The organism is Streptomyces kryoterrae, from assembly GCF_054072135.1.
The window spans coordinates 7,820,591-7,839,028 of record NZ_CM133358.1; the positions used below are offsets into that span (position 1 = coordinate 7,820,591).

19 protein-coding genes are annotated in these 18,438 nt (G+C 70.8%); 9 read left to right on the top strand and 10 right to left on the bottom strand.

Annotated elements, in window-relative coordinates; translation table 11 throughout:
- Nucleotides 1-27 precede the first annotated feature (27 nt).
- From ACW4TU_RS34680 to ACW4TU_RS34690, 3 genes are all read left to right on the top strand, one after another.
- Nucleotides 28-888 (top strand): helix-turn-helix domain-containing protein, encoded by an 861-nt coding sequence (locus tag ACW4TU_RS34680; RefSeq protein WP_457419760.1) that lies wholly within the window; start codon nt 28-30, stop codon nt 886-888.
- A gap of 110 nt (nt 889-998) precedes the next feature.
- Nucleotides 999-1,214 carry a DUF397 domain-containing protein gene (locus tag ACW4TU_RS34685; RefSeq protein WP_055525969.1) on the top strand — a complete coding sequence of 72 codons (216 nt, stop codon included), beginning with the start codon at nt 999-1,001 and terminating at the stop codon, nt 1,212-1,214.
- 126 nt (nt 1,215-1,340) lie between these two features.
- A complete protein-coding gene (locus tag ACW4TU_RS34690; protein ID WP_457419762.1) occupies nt 1,341-2,144 on the top strand; it encodes an SAM-dependent methyltransferase in 804 nt (267 codons plus the stop codon).
- Nucleotides 2,145-2,196: 52 nt separating this feature from the next.
- On the opposite strand, the gene ACW4TU_RS34695 is transcribed toward ACW4TU_RS34690, so the two are convergent.
- Nucleotides 2,197-2,358, bottom strand: coding sequence for a hypothetical protein (locus tag ACW4TU_RS34695; protein ID WP_457419764.1), 162 nt, complete (start codon nt 2,356-2,358; stop codon nt 2,197-2,199).
- A 104-nt stretch (nt 2,359-2,462) separates the two neighbouring features.
- Nucleotides 2,463-3,938, bottom strand: coding sequence for a MocR-like pyridoxine biosynthesis transcription factor PdxR (gene pdxR / locus ACW4TU_RS34700; RefSeq protein WP_457419766.1), 1,476 nt, complete (start codon nt 3,936-3,938; stop codon nt 2,463-2,465).
- A 41-nt stretch (nt 3,939-3,979) separates the two neighbouring features.
- Between pdxR and ACW4TU_RS34705 the strand changes: the two genes are divergently transcribed.
- Nucleotides 3,980-4,492, top strand: coding sequence for a carboxymuconolactone decarboxylase family protein (locus ACW4TU_RS34705; RefSeq protein WP_457419768.1), 513 nt, complete (start codon nt 3,980-3,982; stop codon nt 4,490-4,492).
- A gap of 37 nt (nt 4,493-4,529) precedes the next feature.
- On the opposite strand, the gene ACW4TU_RS34710 is transcribed toward ACW4TU_RS34705, so the two are convergent.
- From ACW4TU_RS34710 to ACW4TU_RS34720, 3 genes are all read right to left on the bottom strand, one after another.
- On the bottom strand, nt 4,530-6,017 hold the full coding sequence (locus ACW4TU_RS34710; RefSeq protein WP_457419770.1) for a glutamate synthase subunit beta: 1,488 nt from the start codon (nt 6,015-6,017) through the stop codon (nt 4,530-4,532).
- A gap of 117 nt (nt 6,018-6,134) precedes the next feature.
- Nucleotides 6,135-6,614, bottom strand: coding sequence for an anthrone oxygenase family protein (locus tag ACW4TU_RS34715; protein WP_457419772.1), 480 nt, complete (start codon nt 6,612-6,614; stop codon nt 6,135-6,137).
- Nucleotides 6,615-6,767: 153 nt separating this feature from the next.
- Complete coding sequence (locus ACW4TU_RS34720) at nt 6,768-7,523, bottom strand: DUF2293 domain-containing protein (RefSeq protein ID WP_457419774.1); 756 nt, start codon at nt 7,521-7,523, stop codon at nt 6,768-6,770.
- 77 nt (nt 7,524-7,600) lie between these two features.
- On the opposite strand from ACW4TU_RS34720, the gene ACW4TU_RS34725 reads away from it, so the two are divergent.
- The gene (locus tag ACW4TU_RS34725) at nt 7,601-8,242 is read left to right on the top strand and encodes a nucleoside/nucleotide kinase family protein (protein ID WP_457419776.1); all 642 of its coding nucleotides are present in this window, start codon (nt 7,601-7,603) and stop codon (nt 8,240-8,242) included.
- Nucleotides 8,243-8,377: 135 nt separating this feature from the next.
- Complete coding sequence (locus ACW4TU_RS34730; RefSeq protein ID WP_457419778.1) at nt 8,378-8,806, top strand: CBS domain-containing protein; 429 nt, start codon at nt 8,378-8,380, stop codon at nt 8,804-8,806.
- 55 nt (nt 8,807-8,861) lie between these two features.
- On the opposite strand, the gene ACW4TU_RS34735 is transcribed toward ACW4TU_RS34730, so the two are convergent.
- Nucleotides 8,862-9,989: a magnesium and cobalt transport protein CorA gene (locus ACW4TU_RS34735; RefSeq protein ID WP_457419780.1), complete on the bottom strand. Its 1,128-nt coding sequence runs from the start codon at nt 9,987-9,989 to the stop codon at nt 8,862-8,864.
- A 209-nt stretch (nt 9,990-10,198) separates the two neighbouring features.
- Between ACW4TU_RS34735 and ACW4TU_RS34740 the strand changes: the two genes are divergently transcribed.
- A complete protein-coding gene (locus ACW4TU_RS34740; protein ID WP_457419782.1) occupies nt 10,199-10,993 on the top strand; it encodes a methyltransferase domain-containing protein in 795 nt (264 codons plus the stop codon).
- Nucleotides 10,994-11,032: 39 nt separating this feature from the next.
- On the opposite strand, the gene ACW4TU_RS34745 is transcribed toward ACW4TU_RS34740, so the two are convergent.
- The 4 genes from ACW4TU_RS34745 to ACW4TU_RS34760 all read right to left on the bottom strand — a co-directional run bounded on the left by ACW4TU_RS34745 (nt 11,033) and on the right by ACW4TU_RS34760 (nt 15,000).
- A complete protein-coding gene (locus tag ACW4TU_RS34745) occupies nt 11,033-11,944 on the bottom strand; it encodes a carbohydrate kinase family protein (RefSeq protein ID WP_457419784.1) in 912 nt (303 codons plus the stop codon).
- Complete coding sequence (locus tag ACW4TU_RS34750; RefSeq protein ID WP_457430475.1) at nt 11,941-12,846, bottom strand: pseudouridine-5'-phosphate glycosidase; 906 nt, start codon at nt 12,844-12,846, stop codon at nt 11,941-11,943. Before ACW4TU_RS34750 ends, ACW4TU_RS34745 begins: the two co-directional genes overlap by 4 nt.
- 130 nt (nt 12,847-12,976) lie before the next feature.
- A complete protein-coding gene (locus ACW4TU_RS34755) occupies nt 12,977-14,269 on the bottom strand; it encodes an MFS transporter (protein ID WP_457419786.1) in 1,293 nt (430 codons plus the stop codon).
- A 155-nt stretch (nt 14,270-14,424) separates the two neighbouring features.
- Entirely contained in the window at nt 14,425-15,000 is a 576-nt protein-coding gene (locus ACW4TU_RS34760; protein ID WP_457419788.1) for a methylated-DNA--[protein]-cysteine S-methyltransferase, read from the bottom strand.
- Between the two features lie 320 nt (nt 15,001-15,320).
- Between ACW4TU_RS34760 and ACW4TU_RS34765 the strand changes: the two genes are divergently transcribed.
- Both ACW4TU_RS34765 and uvrB read left to right on the top strand, forming a co-directional pair.
- Nucleotides 15,321-16,187 (top strand): MHYT domain-containing protein, encoded by an 867-nt coding sequence (locus ACW4TU_RS34765; RefSeq protein ID WP_457419790.1) that lies wholly within the window; start codon nt 15,321-15,323, stop codon nt 16,185-16,187.
- Between the two features lie 39 nt (nt 16,188-16,226).
- Nucleotides 16,227-18,362 carry an excinuclease ABC subunit UvrB gene (uvrB, locus tag ACW4TU_RS34770; protein WP_457419792.1) on the top strand — a complete coding sequence of 712 codons (2,136 nt, stop codon included), beginning with the start codon at nt 16,227-16,229 and terminating at the stop codon, nt 18,360-18,362.
- Nucleotides 18,363-18,438 lie beyond the last annotated feature (76 nt).

Sequence of the window (18,438 nt, forward strand, 5' to 3'; positions counted from 1 at the left end):
TTCGCCGGTGCTCGATGGAGGTGGAGCGTGAGCGAACCGCGGTCCGCGCCGACGGTCGGACAGGTCGTCCTCGGCCGGCGCCTGCTGGACCTGCGGGAGCGTGCGGGCCTGCGGCGCGAGGAGGCCGCGCGCATCCTCCGGGTCGCCCCCGCCACCGTCCGTCGTATGGAGATGGCCGAGGTCACGCTCAAGATCCCGTACCTCCAGCTCCTCCTGAAGTCGTACGGCGTCTCGGACGAGGAGTCCGAGGCGTTCGTCCAGCTCGCCGAGGACGCCAATCTGCCGGGGTGGTGGCAGCGGTTCCATGACGTGCTGCCCGGCTGGTTCTCCATGCACGTCAGCCTGGAGGGCGCGGCGAGCCTCATCCGCCAGTACGAGCCCCATTTCTTCCCCGGACTGCTGCAGACCGAGGAGTACGCCCTCGGTGTCCTGAAATCGGGCGCCATCGGCCAGACCAGACCCGAGGACATCGAACGCCATGTCGCGCTGCGCATGGAACGGCAGGGGCTGCTCACCCGTGACGGCGCGCCCCGGCTGTGGGTCGTGATGGACGAGACCGTTCTGCGCCGCCCGGTGGGTGGCCCGGAGGTGATGCGTGCGCAGATCGACAGACTGCTCGACGCCACGGACCTGCCCAATGTCACGATCCAGGTCGCCCCCTTCTCCTCGGGGCCGCACCCGGGCACGTACGGGCCGTTCGTGCTGTTCCGTTTTGCCGTGCCGGAACTCCCGGACATGGTCTACAGCGAGTACCTGACCGGCGCCGTCTATCTGGATTCGCGCACCGAGGTGGCCACCCACCTGGAGGTCATGGACCGCATGGCGGCTCAGTCCGCTACAGCACATCGCACGAAGGAGATCCTCCGGGATCTCCGCAAGGAGCTCTGAATCTCTGCATGGATCGCATGACGTCCAAGGCCCGGATACGCCACGAGCGAATCAATGAGCTGACCACTGAACGGATCACCGAACGGGCGAGCGCCCGCATCTACAACGGCATGCCCGCCGGTGAACTGGGCAGCGAGGGCTGGCACAAGCCGTGGAGCGGCGGCAACGGCGGCAACTGCCTGGAGGCGATGAAACTCGCCGACGGCCGGATCGCCGTACGCCAGTCCACCGACCCGGATGGTCCGGCGCTGATCTACACCACGGCCGAGATGCTCGCCTTCATCGAGGGCGCCAAGGCTGGGGAGGCCGACTTCCTGCTTTCTTGAGGTCCGGTTCCGGCCGTTTGTGCGGCGTCGGTTCCTTTGCGTTCAGTCGATTCCCTAAATTGGTTAATTTGGTGCTCAGTTGATCACTTGCCACGCCAGCGACCGAAGAGATTCACGGAGTTCGCCATGACCGGGCAGCACCCCATCGAGATGGACACCAGTAAGCCTCATCCCGCGCGGATGTACGACTGGTATCTGGGTGGCAAGGACAACTACCCGGTCGACGAGGCGATGGGCCGGCAGATGCTCGCGCTCGACCCGCGCGTCCCGGTGATGGCAAAGGTCAACCGCGCCTTCATGCAGCGTGCCACGCGCTGGCTGGCCGGGCACGGCGTCCGTCAGTTCCTGGACGTCGGAACCGGTATCCCGACCGAGCCCAATCTCCACCAGATCGCTCAGGAGATCGTGCCCGACGCGCGCGTCGTCTACTGCGACAACGATCCCATCGTGCTGGCTCACGCGGCGGCCCTGCTGCGGGGTACGGAGGAGGGCGTCACCGAGTACCTTCAGGCCGATGTGCGCGACCCGGACGCCATCATCGAGGGCGCGCAGAAGGTCCTGGACTTCGACCGGCCCATAGCACTCTCCCTCGTCGCCCTCCTGCACTTCATCTCCGACGAGGACGGCGCGCACGACCTGGTCGGCCGCCTGCTGGCCGCCCTGCCCGCCGGCAGCTACCTGATGATGACCCACGCGACCGCCGACTTCTCCCCGGAGGAGTCGGCTGCCGCGACCGCGAAGCTCAAGGCCGCGGGCGTCACCCTCGCCCTGCGCTCCCGCACCGAGTTCGCCCACTTCTTCGACGGCCTCGACCTGGTCGAGCCCGGCGTCGAGGTGGTCGACAAGTGGCATCCGGAGCTGGGCGAGCCGATCCCGGGCCAGGAGGACGGCGTGATTCCGGGGTACGGGGCGGTGGGCCGCACGTCCTGACACGGACTGCGGACTGCGGGCTCACGGGTCGGGATTCACGGGGGCCACGGGTTCACTGCCATGACGGCGGTCCGACCGCGGGGTCGCGCCGGACCGCCGCCGACGGCGACTGCTCGGCGGTCCGGACGAGATCCGTCGCCGCCGTCGTCCGCGCACGGCCGACGGCGGCGCCGCAGCGCACGAACACCGGCCCGGGACGACGTGACGACCACATCGAGGAACCCTTGCATCCGCCGCGACGGTGGTGATGTGCCCGCTGCCCGCCGGGTGAGGGTGCTGCTCTCCTCGCCGACCGGGTGCGACGCGGCCAGTGCTCCCTCATCCCGGGGGAAGGGCCTGGCAGAGCGCCTCCAGTGCCGCACCGTAGGCATGCTCGGAGGGTGCCGCGTACCCCACGACGAGCCCGTCGAGTGCGATCGAACCCCGGCCTTCGGTCGGGGCCTTCTCCGACTCGTGGAGCTCGGGATGCCGGAACTCCGCGAGCCCGTCGAGGGCGATTCCCCGCCAGGCCGCCGCCTTCACCGCCGACCGTTCCGTCCCGGGCGGCAGCCGCAGCACCGCGTGCAGGCCGGCCGCGACTCCGGTGATCCCGACATGCGGCGCGTGCGCGGCGAGGGCGGCGACCAGCCGGTCACGGCGGCGCCGGTACCGCTGCCGCATCCGCCGCACATGACGGTCGTACGACCCCGACCCGAGGAAGTCGGCGAGCGCCAGCTGATCGAGCGCGCTCGTCCACGCCTCCCGCTCACCCTTCAGCGCGAGCACCGGCTCCACGTACCGCTCCGGAAGGACCATCCAGCCCATCCGCAGCGCGGGTGAAAGGCTCTTGCTGACCGAGCCGAGATGGATCACCCGCTCCGGGTCCAGCCCCTGCACCGCGCCGACGGGCCGACGGTCGTAACGGAACTCCCCGTCGTAGTCGTCCTCCAGGATCAGTCCGCCACGCGCGCGTGCCCAGTCGATCACTGCCGCCCGGCGCTCGGGGTGCAGCGGGCCGCCGGTCGGGAACTGGTGCGCGGGCGTGAGCAGTACGGCCCGCTCCCGGTCGAGCAGACCGACCCGTGCGCCGTCCTCGTCGAGGGGCAGCGGCACGGTCCGTACCCCGGCCGCGGCCAACAGCTCCCGGTGGAAGCCGAGTCCGTACGCCTCCACGGCCAACGGCCCGCGCAGTACGGCGTCAACGCCCCCACTGCCGCTCGTGCCGCCGAAGAGGAGCCGCAGGGCGTGTGCGAAGCCCGAGCAGATGACGATGCGTGCGGGTTCGGTACGTACGCCACGCGCGCGTGCCAGATACTCCGCGAGCGCTTCCCGCAGTTCGACCCGGCCGGCCGGATCGCCGGGCCCGAACGCCTCGTTGGGCGCCTGTTGGAGCGCCCGCCGGTACGAGGCCAGCCAGGCGGAACGCGGGAACCCCGACGCGTCCGGCTTGCCCTGGCGCAGGTCGTGCCGTGGCCCACGCGCGCGTGGAGGTGCCTTCACGGCGACACGGGACGCCGCCCCGAGAGGTTCGGCGCGCTCCGCGACCCGGGTGCCCGAGCCCTGGCGGGCGGTCAGCCAGCCCTCGGCGACGAGTTCGGCGTACGCGTCGGCCACCGTGTTGCGGGCCACGCCGAGATCGGCGGCGAGGGAACGGTACGGCGGCAACAGAGTGCCGGGCGGGAGCCGGCCGGTGCGGACGGCGTCCCGCAGGGCACGGATCAGCGCGGCCCGCCGCCCGCCCGGCCCCGTCGACTCCAGTTCCAGATGGAGGTCGGCGCCGATGCGCTCCGCTGAATTGACCCATGTCTCTGCCACAGAAATGAACCCTACAGCCGGTCTTTCCGGCCCGTAGATTCATGGTCATGACGACGAACACGAACACCGCGAACCCCACAACCGCGCACTTCGAGGGGGCCGCCGAACCCCCCCGCCTGAACTTCGCGAAGACGGCCCCCAAGGTCTTCCGCGCCCTCGTCGGCTTCGACGCGGCGGCCCGCGAGGGCCTCGACCCGGCGCTGGTCGAACTGATCCAGATCCGCGCCTCGCACCTCAACCACTGCGCGTACTGCCTCCACATGCACACGAACGACGCGCGCAAGGCGGGCGAGAGCGAGGACCGGCTGCACCTGGTCGCCGTGTGGCGCGAGGCCCGCCACTTCTACACCCCGAGGGAACAGGCGGCGCTGGCCCTCACGGAGGCGGTCACCCTGGTGGCCGACGCCGGTGTCCCGGACGACGTCTACACCGAGGCCGCGGCCCACTTCGACGACCGGGAACTCGCCCAGGTCCTGGCCCTGATCCTCACGATCAACACCTGGAACCGGGTGTCCCTGGCGACCCGCAAGGTGGCCGGCACGGACGAGCGCTGACCCGCGTCAGGCACGGACGGGGGCGGCCCTGGCGTGCTTACACGGTCATCGGCCGGTCGTACGGCCCTATGGGCGCCGGCAGCTGCGTGGCGCCCGTCAGCCGGCGGTCCACGGCCGCCGCGACCGCCCGCCCCTCCGCTATCGCCCACACGATCAGCGACTGCCCGCGGGCCGCGTCCCCCGCCGCGTACACGCCCGGTACGTTCGTCGCGAAGTCCGCGTCGCGGGCGATCGTGCCGCGCGGGTCCAGGGCGAGCCCGAGCTGGTCGATCAGACCGTCCTCCTGGTCGGGCCCGGAGAAGCCGAGGGCGAGCAGCACGAGGTCGGCGGGGAGCGTCCGCCCGGATCCGGGCAGCGGACGGCGCTCCGTGTCCACCTCGACGAGGTGCAGTGCCCGTACGTGCCCGTCGGCGTCGCCCGAGAAGTGGAGCGTGGACGCCGCGAAGAGCCGCGCGTCGGCGTCGGCCGCGGGCGCCGACCCCAGGTCACGGGCCTCCTCGTGGGCGGCCGACAGCCGGTAGATCTTCGGGTACGTCGGCCAGGGATCGGAGTCCTCGTCGCGCTCCGTGCCGGGCTGGGCGTAGATGTCCAACTGGGTGACGGAGGCGGCCCCTTCACGCACCGCGGTGCCCAGGCAGTCGGCGCCCGTGTCACCGCCGCCGACGATGACGACGTGCTTCCCGGCGGCGGACATCGGGGACGCCGCCAGATCCCCCTGGCACACCCGGTTGGCCAGCGGAAGATACTCCATCGCCTGATGAACACCGGCCAACTCCCGCCCGGGAAGCGGCAGATCACGCCAGGCGGTGGCACCAACGGCCAGCACCACGGCGTCGTAGCGCGACCGCAGCTCGGCGGCCCCGACATCCCGCCCGACGGCTGTCGACGTACGGAACTTGGTTCCCTCGGCCCGCATCTGGTCGACGCGCCGCTCAAGATGGTGCTTCTCCATCTTGAACCCGGGGATGCCGTACCGCATCAGCCCGCCGAGCCGGTCATCCTTCTCGTACACGGCGACGGTGTGTCCGGCGCGGGTCAGCTGCTGGGCGGCGGCGAGCCCGGTGGGCCCCGACCCGATCACCGCGACCGTACGCCCCGACAGCCGGTCCGGCGGTCTCGGCGGTGCGAAGCCGTCGGACCAGGCCCGGTCGGCGATGGCCACCTCGACGTTCTTGATGGTCACCGCGGGCTGGTTGATGGCCAGCACACAGCCCGCCTCGCACGGCGCCGGGCACAACCTCCCGGTGAACTCGGGGAAGTTGTTCGTGGCGTGCAGCCGGTCGCTCGCCGCACGCCAGTCCTCCCGGGAGACCAGGTCGTTCCACTCGGGGATCAGGTTCCCCAGCGGACAGGCCTCGTGGCAGAACGGGACACCGCAGTCCATGCAGCGCCCGGCCTGCTTGCTGATGATGGGCAGCAGCGCCCCCGGGACATACACCTCGTCCCAGTCACGGACCCGCTCCTCGACGGGCCTGCGCGGCCAGTTCTGGCGTGCTGTGGTGAGAAAACCCTTGGGATCGCCCATGACCGTGTCCTCGCCGTCTTCCCTGCGTACGCATGACGGGGCCGTGCGTCATCGGGCGGCACTCTCCTTCGGCCACGATACGGCTCATCGGCCATGCACGCCGAGCGGGCCGGTGGCTCAGGCGACGGCCAGGACGTACAGCACGGAGGCGGCCCCCGAGGCGACCGTGCGTATGTGGTTCCACAGGGTCCACTCGCGCACGTACACGGGCCAGTACGCGGCGGCCTCCGCCGTCCCCGGCTCCAGCTCCGCCAGCGTGTTGTTGCGCGGCACGTTCGCGCCCATGGTGAGCCCGAACGAGCCGAACAGATACAGCGCGCTGCCCACCAGCAGCTCCACCGCACCCTCGTCCGGCCACACCACGAACGTGACCACGACGGTCACCAGACACAGGGCTGCCGACCCGATGAACACGAACATGAAGGGCGGATTCACCGCGGTGACGTTGATCGCCCGCATCGCGGCGACCCCCTGCGCGGGTGGCAACGCGGCGAGCCCCCTCATCACGAAGGTCGAGAACCCGCAGAAGACCCCGGCCACCAGCCCGGTACCGAGCACACCCAGCACCACGAGTACGAAGTACGCCCCATCGATCATGCCGACTCCCCGGTCGATCATCTCCATCGGTCCCCACCAGTGAACCTCCTGCCACTGACAACGCCCATGGCCGAGCACCACGGTGCCGTACGCACGCGTCCGGCGGAGGCAGCGGCACGGGTCGCGACCGGGTCACGGGGCCCGCCGTCCCCCTCACGCAGACCCGGCCCCGGAGCCGTCCCTCTGTTCCGCACCGGCACCAGCATCCCCACCCGATTCCGCCTCCGCCTCCGTCCCCCATTCCCGCAGCCTCGCCGCGACGGCGTCGGCGATCCGCCGCCGAGCCTCGTGCCGCACGACCCCGCTCATCAGCAACTGGTCGTACGACGTGTCCACGTGTCGTACGGCCGCCACGACCGCCGCGAGCACCGCCCCCTCGGACAACGCCCGCCCCGCCGCACTACGCCCCACACGCCCGCTGCCACGTACCGAGGCGTGCGCGGCGATCGCCTCGGCCCGATCCGGCGGGCATCCGGGAAACAACCGGTGGATCTCGCGCGCGAACGCCTCCGTGAACCGCAGATCCTCCGCGACCCGCCGCCGCGCGTCCCGCATCCGACGTCGCCGCCGTGCCTCGGCGTCCGCCAGGCACCGCTCCTCGGCCCGGGAGAGTCCCGCCTCCTCGACCAGAACGCCCTGCCGCTCGTACCGCCCCTGGCGCCGGTTGAAGCGCACGACCACCGCCGACAGCCCGCTCTCCTCCCGCGACCTGCGCGTCAACGCGGTGTCGCCCCTGGGCAGGAACACCAGATGCCCGAGGTCGGCACAGTCAAGACACCGAGGCGCCCCGTCCTCCAGCACGAGCAAGGTCAACGGTCCCCGCCGGCACTCGGCACAGTGCCGCCGCCTGAGCGGCTGCACGACGAGAAGTCCGGCGTGGAGCGGGGGAGTCGCACGGTCGTCTGTCACGGGTGCTTGATTCCCATTGGCGACCAGGAATCCCCGGACAGACCTCACCTTCTCGCCACCGACGGCCACCCGGCATCATGGGCCGTGTGCGACTGGAACCGATCACCTGGGACCGGCTCGGCGACCTCCTCGCCGAACGTGTGCTCGACCTGAAGCCGGACGACGGCAGCCCCTGGCCACGCATCGCCTTCGACGGGGCCCCGGCCGCCCGCCCAGGAGACCTCGCGGAACGTGTGGCCGAGGCGCTGCGCCTACGCGGCCGGCCCTCGCTCGCCATCGACACCGCCGGCTTCCTGCGCCCCGCCTCTCTTCGGCTGGAGTACGGCCACGAGGACGTGGAGGCCTACTACAACGGCTGGTTCGACACCGGCGCTCTCTGGCGTGAGGTCTTCGGCCCCCTCGAACCCGGCGGCGACGGCCGTGTCCTGCCCGACCTCCGCGACCCGCTCACCGACCGCTCCACCCGCAGCCCCTACGTCCAACTCCCGCCCGGCGGAATCCTGTTGCTGCACGGCCCCTTCCTGCTGCGCCACTGGTTCCCGTTCGACAGAACCGTCCATGTCCTCCTCTCCCCGGCGGCCCTGCGCCGCCGTACCCCCGAGGCCGAGCAATGGACCCTCCCCGCCTTCGAGCGCTACGAGAGCGAGACGGACCCCGCCACCACGGCCGACGTCCTGATACGCGCGGACGACCCGCGTCACCCGGCGTGGAACGGCTGACCCGGCCCCGGACGCGGTGCCCGGAAAACGCGGACTTCCGGGTGCGTATCCCCGTGAGCGCGGCAAGAATGTAGGGCGCCGGGACTAGCGGTGCCCTCCGCGCCGCGCCGGCCGTCCGGCACCGGGAGGTACTTCATGACCACCGCCGGAGACATCATGCATCGCGGCGCCCAGTGGATTCCCGCCCACGAGACACTCGACCGGGCCGCCCAGATGATGCGCGAGCTCAACGTGGGCGCCCTGCCCATCAGCGACGAGAACGAACGCCTCTGCGGCATCCTCACCGACCGCGACATCGTCGTCGGCTGTGTCGCCATGGGCCACGATCCGGCAAAGGTCACCGCGGGAGAGATGGCCCAGGGCACCCCACGCTGGATCGACGCGAGTGCCGATGTCAGCGAGGTGCTCGAAGAGATGAAGGACCACCAGATCCGCCGGCTTCCGGTGATCGAGAACAAGCGTCTGGTCGGCATGATCAGCGAGGCTGATCTGGCCCAGCACCTCACGGACGACCAGATCGCGTCCTGGGCCGAGAGCGTCTACGCCAGGACCACGATGCGCTGACCCGCCGCCCCGTCACACACCCTCGTGGCGAGGGTGTGTGACACGGCCGGCCGTGTCAGAGCCAGCCGTTGCGCCGGAAGCTCCGGTACAGCGTCAGACAGACGACGGATATCAGACCGATGACCAGCGGATATCCGAACCGCCAACGCAGTTCCGGCATGTGATCGAAGTTCATGCCGTAGACCCCGCAGACCATCGTCGGTACGGCGATCACCGCCGCCCAGGCCGTGATCCTGCGCATGTCCTCGTTCTGCGCGACCGTGACCTGCGCGAGGTGCGCCTGCAGAATCGAGTTGAGCAGCTCGTCGAACGCCGCGATCTGCTCCGTGGCCCGGATCTGATGGTCGGAGACGTCCCTGAAGTAGGCCTGTATCTCCGGGTCGATCACCCGTATCGGCCGCGTCGCCAGTTCCTGCAGCGGTCGGTGCAGTGGAGCCACGGCCCGCTTCAGCTCCAGGAGTTCACGCTTGAGCTGGTAGATCCGGCCGGGGTCGGCCCGCGCGCCGTTCGTCGCGAAGACATCCGTCTCGACCTGGTCGATGTCTGCCTGTACCGCGTCCGTGACCTGCAGGTAGTCGTCGACCACATGGTCCGCGATCGCGTGCAGCACGGCCGCCGGGCCCTTGGCGAGCTGCTGGGGGTCGGCTTCCAGACCCTCGCGCAGCGGGCCCAGTGAGCCATGCCGTCCATGTCGTACCGTGATCACGAACTCCCGGCCGACGAAGACCATGATCTCGCCGGTGTTCACCACCTCGCTGGTCGCCGTCAGCTCGGCGTGCTCGACGTAGCAGACCGTCTTGAACACCGCGAACAGGGTTTCGCCGTACCGTTCCAGTTTCGGGCGCTGGTGGGCGTCGACCGCGTCCTCGACCGCGAGCGGGTGCAGGTCGAAGAGCTGGGCGATGCCCGCGAACTCCTGGTCCGTCGGCTCGTGGAGGCCGAGCCAGACGAAGCCCTCGTCGCTCTTGCGGACCCGCCGCACGGCGTCGACCAGATCCCGGCCCGCCGGGACCCGGACGCCGTCCTCGTAGGCCACGCAGTTCACGACCGCGGAGCCCAGCGGTGACCGGGCGTGGTGACTCAGGTCGACACGCGGGCGCCGGCGTGCCAGCCGTGCCACCTTGCGGAGGCCGCCGCCCCTGCCGAGGCCGGTGACCTTCCGCAGATTCCCCGCCATGGACATCTGGACCCCCTCGTGTGGATCTCCTCGTGCCGCACTGTCCGCACCATGCGTCTGGCTCGCCAGTTTGCCAGCCCTCCGCGAACACCGGAGGAGCCTGTGGGAACGGAAGGTTCCGATCCGTTTTCGCCGGTCGGCGTGATCGTCGGACATCTCGTCGTGCGGGAGCGTCGACCCGGTCGAACAAAGCGGATGACTGGGATGATCTCGGCATGACGCGAACCGACGGCTATCTCCTCGACAACCGGCAGACCGAGGCGGGACAACGCTTCGACGCATTCGCCGCCCTCTTCGATCCCACGACCTTCCGTCACCTCGAAGGGTTCGGCGTGGGACCCGGCTGGCGTTGCTGGGAGGTCGGTGTCGGCGGCACCTCGGTGGTCTCCTGGCTGGCCAAGAAGGTGGGCCCGACCGGGAAGGTCGTCGCGACCGACCTCGACACCTCGTGGGTGGCCCCGGCAGCCCGCCAGCCGGTCGAGGTACGCGTCCACGACGTCGGCGTCGACGAGCCGCCGGGGGAGGGGTTCGACCTGGTGCACGCCCGGCTCGTCCTCGTCCATGTGCCGGACCGGGAACGGGCGTTGCGCTCGATGATCAAGTCGCTGCGCCCCGGCGGACGGCTCCTGGTCGAGGACGCCGATCCCGCTCTGCAACCCCTGCTCTGCCCCGACGAGCACGGCCCCGAGCAGCAGCTCGCCAACCGGCTGCGCCACAGCTTCCGCCAACTGCTCGCGGACAGCGGCGCCGACCTGGCCTACGGCCGCAAACTCCCGCGGCTGCTGCGCGAGGCGGGCCTGAACAACGTACAGGCCGACGGGTACTTCCCCGTCACCTCGCCCGCCTGCGCCGCGCTGGAGTCCGCGACGATCCGTCAGATCCGGGAGCGGCTCGTCGCCGGGGGCCACGCCACGGACCAGGACATCGACCGGCACCTGGCCAATGTCGCCGCGGGCGGGATGGACCTGGCCACGGCACCGATGATCTCGGCCTGGGGACGCAAGGGGTAGCCACGGCAACGGCAGTCGGAGGCACTGCTCACCGTCCCCTCAACCGAGCACCGGCGGCCTCCCGCCCACCCGCTCCACCGCACGCGCGCCCGCCAGGCACCCCTGTGCTGCCGCGTCCTCGGGTGCGGCGCCTGTCAGCAGGGTGGCGAGGAACGCTCCGGTGAAGGCGTCGCCGGCGCCCGTCGTGTCCCGAGGTGTCGCGGGCACGGCCGGGACACGGGCGGACAGGGTCCCCGACCGGGCCACCAGCGCGCCTTCGGCACCCTGCTTCGCGACCACCAGTGGGACGCGGCGGCTCAGTTCGGCCGCCGCGTCCGCCGGGTCGGGCAACCCGGTGAGCAGACACGCCTCGTCACGGCTCGGCAGCAGGACATCCACTCCGGACACGAGATCCAGGAAGCGGTCGACACCCAGTTCGACGAGGAACCCCGCCGACGCCGGATCCAGGCTCACCGGTACGCCACGCGCGCGTGCCGACTCCAGCGCCACCGCCACGAACGCCCGGCTCGGTGCCGAGAACAGCAGGTAGCCCGAGAGATGCAGCTGTGCGACACCGTCGAGCAGTACGTCCGACCAGTCGTCGGGGTCCAGCCGCAGCGAGGCGCCGCTCTGGGTCAGGAACGTGCGCTCCGCCGCCGCGTCCGCGTCCACCAGGCAGATCACCGTCCCGGTCGGCGCCTTGGGATCGACGACGAGGCGTGGCCGTACCCCGCAGGCGGTCAGCTCGCGCGCGTGCCACTCCGCCGAGTCCGCGCCCACCCGCCCGAGCAGCCGTACCTCCGCGCGGCCCCAATGGGCTGCCCAGCAGGCCACATTGGCGCCCGCACCACCCGGCAGGGTCCGGATCTCGGCGCTCGTGTCGGTCCCCGACGCGAGCGGACCCCGGTGCCGGGCGACGATGTCCGTGATGACGTCCCCGACGACGAGCAGCGCCCCGCCCGGCTCCGTCACGCCCCGGCCCAGGCCGCCGCGATCCGCCCCGCGAGCCGTACGTTGCCGCGGACCGCTGCCAGGTTGGCGCTGAGCGAGGCGCCGTCGGTGTGCCGCACCAGGTAGTCGAGCAGGAACGGGGTGACCGCCTGCCCGCTCACGCCCTGCTCCTCGCACGCGTGCAGCGCGTCGGCGAGCACGCGCGCGTGGAGCCCGGGATCCAGCTGCTGCTGCTCGGGCACCGGATTGGCGACGATGAACGCCGACTCCGGGGAATCGAGCGCGTCCTGGGCCCGCATCACGTCCGCGACCTGCTCCGGCGTGTGGAGCGTCCAGTCCACCGGATGCCCGGAGTCCGAAAGGTAGAAGCCGGGAAAGTTGCCGGTACCGAAACCGGCCACGGCGACCCCGAGGGTCTCCAGCCGCTGCAGGGTGGCCGGCACATCCAGGATCGACTTCACGCCCGCGCAGACGACCGTGATCCTGGTGCGCGCCAGCAGCCCCAGGTCTGCGGACTCGTCCTGGGTCACCGTCCACTCCCGGTGCACCCCGCCGAGCCCACCCGTGGCGAACACCCGTACGCCGGCACGGGCGGCCAGCAGCGCGGTAGCCGACACCGTGGTCGCCCCGCTCGCCCCGGTGGCCACCGCGAGCGGCAGATCGCGGTGACCCAGCTTGCGGATCCCGTCCTCGTTCGCGACCCGTTCCAACTGCTCCTTGTCCAGGCCGACATGGGGGCGCCCGTCAAGCACGGCGATGGTGGCCGGTACGGCGCCCTCCTGCCGCACGACGTCCTCCAGTTCCAGCGCCACCTGCAGATTGCGGGGGCGCGGCAGCCCGTGCGCGATGATCGTGGACTCCAGGGCCACCACGGGTCGACGCGCGTCGACCGCTTCCCGCACTTCTTCGGACACCACCAGCATCACGCGCCTGCTTCCTGTCGTTCGGTCTTCCCTCATCTCTGGCGGGCGGCGCGCCCGGTCAAACCCCCGCGGCCTGTGGCAGACGCCACCAGCCCGGGGAAGGCGGTCGCCGTCCCTCCGGCTCCGTGGCTCAGCCGCGCGCCTTCGCGTCCCGGACCCGCCGCAGGTCGTCGCGTGTGAACAACGCCAGCGCGCCCACGGGTATCAGCAGGCACGCGGCGGCGAGATTCAGCCACCCATAGCCCGCCTGGGCCATCACGAGCCCGGCTGCTGCCCCGCCGAGCCCCGCCGAGGTGTTCATGGTGAGGTCGGACAGCCCCTGCGCGGCGGCGCGCGCGGCCTCGGGCACGGAGTCCGTGAGCAGGGCGGATCCGGAGACAAGCCCGGCCGACCAGCCCAGTCCCAGGACGAAGAGCCCCACCGCGGTACGGCCGTGACTGCCGTCGGCCGTGCCCGCGAGGAACGCCGCGCAGACCAGCAGACCCACGGCGAGACCGATGCCGGACAGCCGCCCGACCCCGTCGGACAGTCGCCCCATGAGTGGCGAGAACGCGTACATGCCCGCGATGTGGACACTGATGACCAGCCCGATCAGATCGATGCTCGCGCCGTGGTGCCCGAGCGCGACCGGGGTCATCGACATGACCGAGACCATGGCCGTGTGGCACACGGCCACCGTCACGAGCGCGAGCCGGGCACGCGGCGAGGCCATGACGGCGGCAAGACCCGCCCGCAGGGACCGGCCCCCGGCCGACCGCTCCTCCACCGGGGCGAGCGCGCGGGCCGTGAGCAGCGGATCCGGGCGCAACAGAACGGCCACCGTCACCGCCGCGACCAGGAAGATCCCGGCCGCCCAGAGGAAGGGGCCAGCCACCGCGGGTATCCCGAGCCCGGACACACTGCGTCCCGCGGGCGCGGCGATGTTCGGCCCGAGGACCGCCCCTATGGTGGCCGCCCACACGACGTTCGAAATGGCCCGTGCGCGCCGGTCGGCCTCGGCGAGATCGGCGGCCGCGAACCGCGCCCCCAGATTCGCCGACGAGGCCGCCCCGAACCCGGCCATACCGCACAGCAGCAGCGGAAAACTGTCGATGACCGCCGCGACCACGACGACGCCCGCCCCCAGGGCGCCGACGAGATACCCCAGGATCAGGCCGGGGCGCCGCCCGCGCGCGGTCATCAGCGCCGCCAGCGGCAGCGATGCCACCGCCGTGCCCGTGACCATCGCGGTGGGCGCGAGCCCGGACAACGACTCGGTACCGCTGATCCGCTGGGCCAGTACGGAAGCGAGCGCGACCCCGGTGGCCACCCCGAGCCCGCCGAGGATCTGGCTCGCGACCAGCACACCGGAGACCCGGCGCCGCAGTGAGGCCAACTGCTCGCCGGCCACAGGCACGCCGAGGCTCCGCTCGACGGCGGTCATCGCACTCCGCCCGGGTGGGCGAAAGATGTGGTCACCGGCGCGGTCCCCCCTGCTTCCGCACAGCGTTCCCCCACGGCACCTCTTCCCGTACGGGACTGTCCCTCGTACCGACGTCCCCCTACTGATGAAACCCTCGGGTCCCGAGGCTGAAACCCTCAGAACAGCGGCTCGGGCAGCACTCCTTCGAGTGCGAGCAGCTTCCGCTTGGTCTCCAGGCCGCCCCCGAACCCGCCGAGGCCGCCGTCGCTCTCCACGACCCGATGGCACGGCACCACGACCGGCAGCGGGTTGGCGCCCATGGCCGCTCCGACCGCCTGCGCCCCGCCGGGCCGGCCGACCCGGCCGGCCAGGTCGCCGTACCCCACGACCGCTCCGTACGGCACGCCCGACGCGAGCTCGCGCAGCACCTGCCGGTTGAATCCGGAGATCAGAGACCAGTCGAGCGGCAGTTCGAAGTCGTGCAGCTCGCCCGCGAAGTACGCAGTGAACTGGCGTATCGCCTCGGCCAGGAGCGGGGACCCGGGAGCCTCGACGGGCTCCGCGCCCAGCCGGGAGGCGAGCCGCTCGACAGTCCTCTCGCGCACCGGCTCTGTGGCATGGAACACCACGTTCACCAAACCCTCGTGCGTCGCGGCGAGCAGCATCGGGCCGATGTCGGTGCCGACAACCGCCCACACGACCCGCTGCCGGTTCTCCGGGTCCTGCTGCTCGTCCCGCCCATGGCTGTCCATGCGCCCCACCGTACGACCCGCCACTGACAACGCCCGGCGCGCGGTCCGAGCGGGTGTGGACGGCCCCGGGTGACAGCGGAGGGACAGGAGAGTGACAACGAAAGAAGAGGTGCGGCACAGACACCGATTGAACGGAGTTGCCCGAGTCCACACACTCCTGCCGCACAAGTGGGGCAAGGTCGTGTTTCTTTGCCGGAAAATCGTTCGACCCATCCGGAGCCAGTCATACTCTCTGCCACAACCCTGACCGCTGGCCGGTCCTGGGGCAGGGGAGCATTTCGGGGAATTCCGGGACGCACAGGGCGGAAGGGCAGCCGCGCATGCAGGGCACGGTCGACGGATTCAGCTACGGACTCGTCACCCCGCTGGTGGCCTACCTCATGGCCTGCCTGGGCGGTGCGCTCGGCCTGCGCTGCACCACCAGATCGATGCTGGTCGCCCATTCGTGGCGACCAGGCTGGCTGGCGCTCGGCTCGGCCGCGATCGGCTCCGGCATATGGACCATGCACTTCGTCGCGATGATGGGGTTCACCGTCAAGGAGACCCCGATCAACTACGACATGGGGCTGACCTTCGCCAGTCTGGGCGTCGCCGTCCTCATGGTCGGCGTCGGGATCTTCATCGTCGGCTACCGGGGCGCGAGCGGAACGGCACTGTTCACCGGGGGCACCATCACGGGCCTCGGCATCGCCTCGATGCACTACCTGGGCATGGCCGGAATGCGTCTCAACGGGAAGCTGGAGTACAACACCTTCACCGTCTCCGCCTCGGTCGTGATAGCCGTCGTGGCCGCCACCGCCGCCCTGTGGGCGGCCGGGCAGATCCGCGGCTTCCTGTGGAGTGTGGGCGCCAGCCTCGTCATGGGACTCGCCGTCAGCGGTATGCACTACACGGGCATGGCCGCCCTGCGGGTCCATCTCCACACCGCGCCCGGGAGTCCGGACGGCGACTCGCCCGCGACCCTGCTCGCCCCCTTGATGATCGGCCCGCTGGCCTTCCTCCTGCTGGCCGGCGTCGTCGTGCTGTTCGACCCGCTGATGGTCATGGGCAAGCCCGGGCGTCACCCCACCGACAACAAGCCCGGCATCCCGGCCCACCCGGCCGTACCGCACCCCGGCCGACGCCCCCCGTCGCGCCCCGGCCGACGGCACGAGCACCGCAGCTCCCGCACCCCGCAGAACCGGTGATCCGGGCCCGTTGTCAGTGGGTGGTCGTACGGTGGATGCATGCGGCCTGTTTCCAAGATCGAACGCACGGTGGCGCCCTTCGAGGTCGTCAGCCCCTACCAGCCGAGCGGTGACCAGCCGGCTGCCATCGCCGAGCTGGCTCGGCGCATCGAAGCGGGTGAGAAGGACGTCGTGCTCCTCGGCGCGACCGGCACGGGCAAGTCCGCCACCACCGCGTGGATGATCGAGAAGCTTCAGCGCCCCACGCTCGTCATGGCGCCGAACAAGACCCTGGCCGCCCAGCTGGCGAACGAGTTCCGGGAACTGCTCCCGAACAACGCCGTCGAGTACTTCGTCTCGTACTACGACTACTACCAGCCCGAGGCGTACGTCCCTCAGTCGGACACCTACATCGAGAAGGACTCCTCGATCAACGAGGAGGTCGAACGCCTGCGCCACTCCGCGACCAACTCGCTGCTCACCCGGCGGGACGTCATCGTGGTCGCCTCCGTGTCCTGCATCTACGGCCTCGGCACCCCGCAGGAGTACGTGGACCGGATGGTCTCCCTCAAGGTCGGCGAGGAGATCGACCGGGACCAGCTGCTGCGCCGTTTCGTCGACATCCAGTACACGCGCAACGACCTGGCCTTCACCCGAGGCACGTTCCGTGTGCGCGGCGACACCATCGAGATCTTCCCGGTCTACGAGGAACTGGCCGTACGCATCGAGATGTTCGGCGACGAGATCGAGGCACTCTCCACCCTCCACCCGCTCACCGGCGAGATCATCAGCGAAGACGAGCACATGTACGTCTTCCCGGCCACGCACTACGTGGCAGGGCCGGAGCGCATGGCGCGGGCCGTCAACGACATCGAGAAGGAACTCGGCGACCGGCTCGCCGAACTGGAGAAGCAGAACAAGCTCCTGGAGGCCCAGCGCCTGCGGATGCGGACGACGTACGACCTCGAGATGCTCCGCCAGATCGGCTCCTGCTCCGGAGTCGAGAACTACTCGATGCACTTCGACGGCCGCCTCCCCGGCTCCCCGCCGAACACCCTGATCGACTACTTCCCGGACGACTTCCTGCTCGTCATCGACGAGTCCCACAACACGGTCCCGCAGATCGGAGCCATGTACGAGGGCGACGCGTCCCGCAAGCGCACGCTCGTCGACCACGGCTTCCGGCTGCCCTCCGCGCTGGACAACCGCCCCCTGAAGTGGGAGGAGTTCCAGAAGCGCATCGGGCAGACCGTCTACCTGTCGGCCACCCCCGGCAAGTACGAGCTCTCCCGTGGCGACGGCTTCGTCGAGCAGATCATCCGTCCCACCGGCCTCATCGACCCCGAGGTCGTCGTCAAGCCCACCGAGGGCCAGATCGACGACCTGGTGCACGAGATCCGCACGCGCGCCGAGAAGGACGAGCGCGTCCTGGTCACCACGCTCACCAAGAAGATGGCCGAGGACCTCACCGACTACTTCCTGGAACTCGGCATCCAGGTCCGCTATCTGCACAGCGACGTCGACACCCTGCGCCGGATCGAGCTGCTGCGCGAGCTGCGTGCCGGCGAGTTCGACGTCCTGGTCGGCATCAACCTCCTCCGGGAGGGGCTCGACCTTCCCGAGGTGTCCCTGGTGTCGATCCTCGACGCCGACAAGGAGGGCTTCCTGCGCTCCGGCACCTCCCTGATCCAGACCATCGGCCGCGCGGCACGCAACGTGTCCGGCCAGGTCCATATGTACGCGGACAGGATCACCCCGGCGATGGAGAAGGCCATCGAGGAGACCAACCGCCGCCGGGAGAAGCAGGTCGCGTACAACAAGGAGCGGGGCATCGACCCGCAGCCGCTCCGCAAGAAGATCAACGACATCGTCGCGCAGATCGCCCGCGAGGACGTCGACACGGAACAGCTCCTCGGCTCGGGTTACCGCAAGTCGAAGGACGGCAAGGCCGCCAGGGCCCCGGTGCCCGCGCTCGGCAAGGCGGCCAGGGGAGCCCGGGCCGGCAAGGGCAAGGCGGGGGAGACGGTGCCGACGGACCGCCCCGCGGCCGAACTCGCCGAGCAGATCGAGGAGATGACGGCACGGATGCGCGCTGCCGCGGCCGACCTGCAGTTCGAGGTCGCCGCCCGGCTGCGCGACGAGGTGTCGGAGATGAAGAAGGAACTGCGGCAGATGAAGGAGGCGGGCATCGCCTGACCGCCGCACGGGGCACACGGGGTGCCGGCCGCCGCACCGGACGGGCACCCCGACGGCGGGCGTGAGCTGCGTCGTA

Bases quoted from the DNA above. Each gene is read 5' to 3' on its own strand.
- ACW4TU_RS34765 (WP_457419790.1), top strand. From the start codon at position 15,321: ATGCAGGGCACGGTCGACGGATTCAGCTACGGACTCGTCACCCCGCTG.
- ACW4TU_RS34735 (WP_457419780.1), bottom strand. From the start codon at position 9,989: ATGTCCATGGCGGGGAATCTGCGGAAGGTCACCGGCCTCGGCAGGGGC.
- ACW4TU_RS34755 (WP_457419786.1), bottom strand. From the start codon at position 14,269: ATGACCGCCGTCGAGCGGAGCCTCGGCGTGCCTGTGGCCGGCGAGCAG.
- ACW4TU_RS34725 (WP_457419776.1), top strand. From the start codon at position 7,601: ATGGGCCGTGTGCGACTGGAACCGATCACCTGGGACCGGCTCGGCGAC.
- ACW4TU_RS34715 (WP_457419772.1), bottom strand. From the start codon at position 6,614: ATGATCGATGGGGCGTACTTCGTACTCGTGGTGCTGGGTGTGCTCGGT.
- ACW4TU_RS34695 (WP_457419764.1), bottom strand. From the start codon at position 2,358: ATGTGGTCGTCACGTCGTCCCGGGCCGGTGTTCGTGCGCTGCGGCGCC.
- ACW4TU_RS34760 (WP_457419788.1), bottom strand. From the start codon at position 15,000: ATGGACAGCCATGGGCGGGACGAGCAGCAGGACCCGGAGAACCGGCAG.
- ACW4TU_RS34710 (WP_457419770.1), bottom strand. From the start codon at position 6,017: ATGGGCGATCCCAAGGGTTTTCTCACCACAGCACGCCAGAACTGGCCG.
- ACW4TU_RS34705 (WP_457419768.1), top strand. From the start codon at position 3,980: ATGGTCATGACGACGAACACGAACACCGCGAACCCCACAACCGCGCAC.
- ACW4TU_RS34730 (WP_457419778.1), top strand. From the start codon at position 8,378: ATGACCACCGCCGGAGACATCATGCATCGCGGCGCCCAGTGGATTCCC.
- ACW4TU_RS34740 (WP_457419782.1), top strand. From the start codon at position 10,199: ATGACGCGAACCGACGGCTATCTCCTCGACAACCGGCAGACCGAGGCG.
- uvrB (WP_457419792.1), top strand. From the start codon at position 16,227: ATGCGGCCTGTTTCCAAGATCGAACGCACGGTGGCGCCCTTCGAGGTC.
- ACW4TU_RS34685 (WP_055525969.1), top strand. From the start codon at position 999: ATGCCCGCCGGTGAACTGGGCAGCGAGGGCTGGCACAAGCCGTGGAGC.
- ACW4TU_RS34750 (WP_457430475.1), bottom strand. From the start codon at position 12,846: ATGCTGGTGGTGTCCGAAGAAGTGCGGGAAGCGGTCGACGCGCGTCGA.
- ACW4TU_RS34690 (WP_457419762.1), top strand. From the start codon at position 1,341: ATGACCGGGCAGCACCCCATCGAGATGGACACCAGTAAGCCTCATCCC.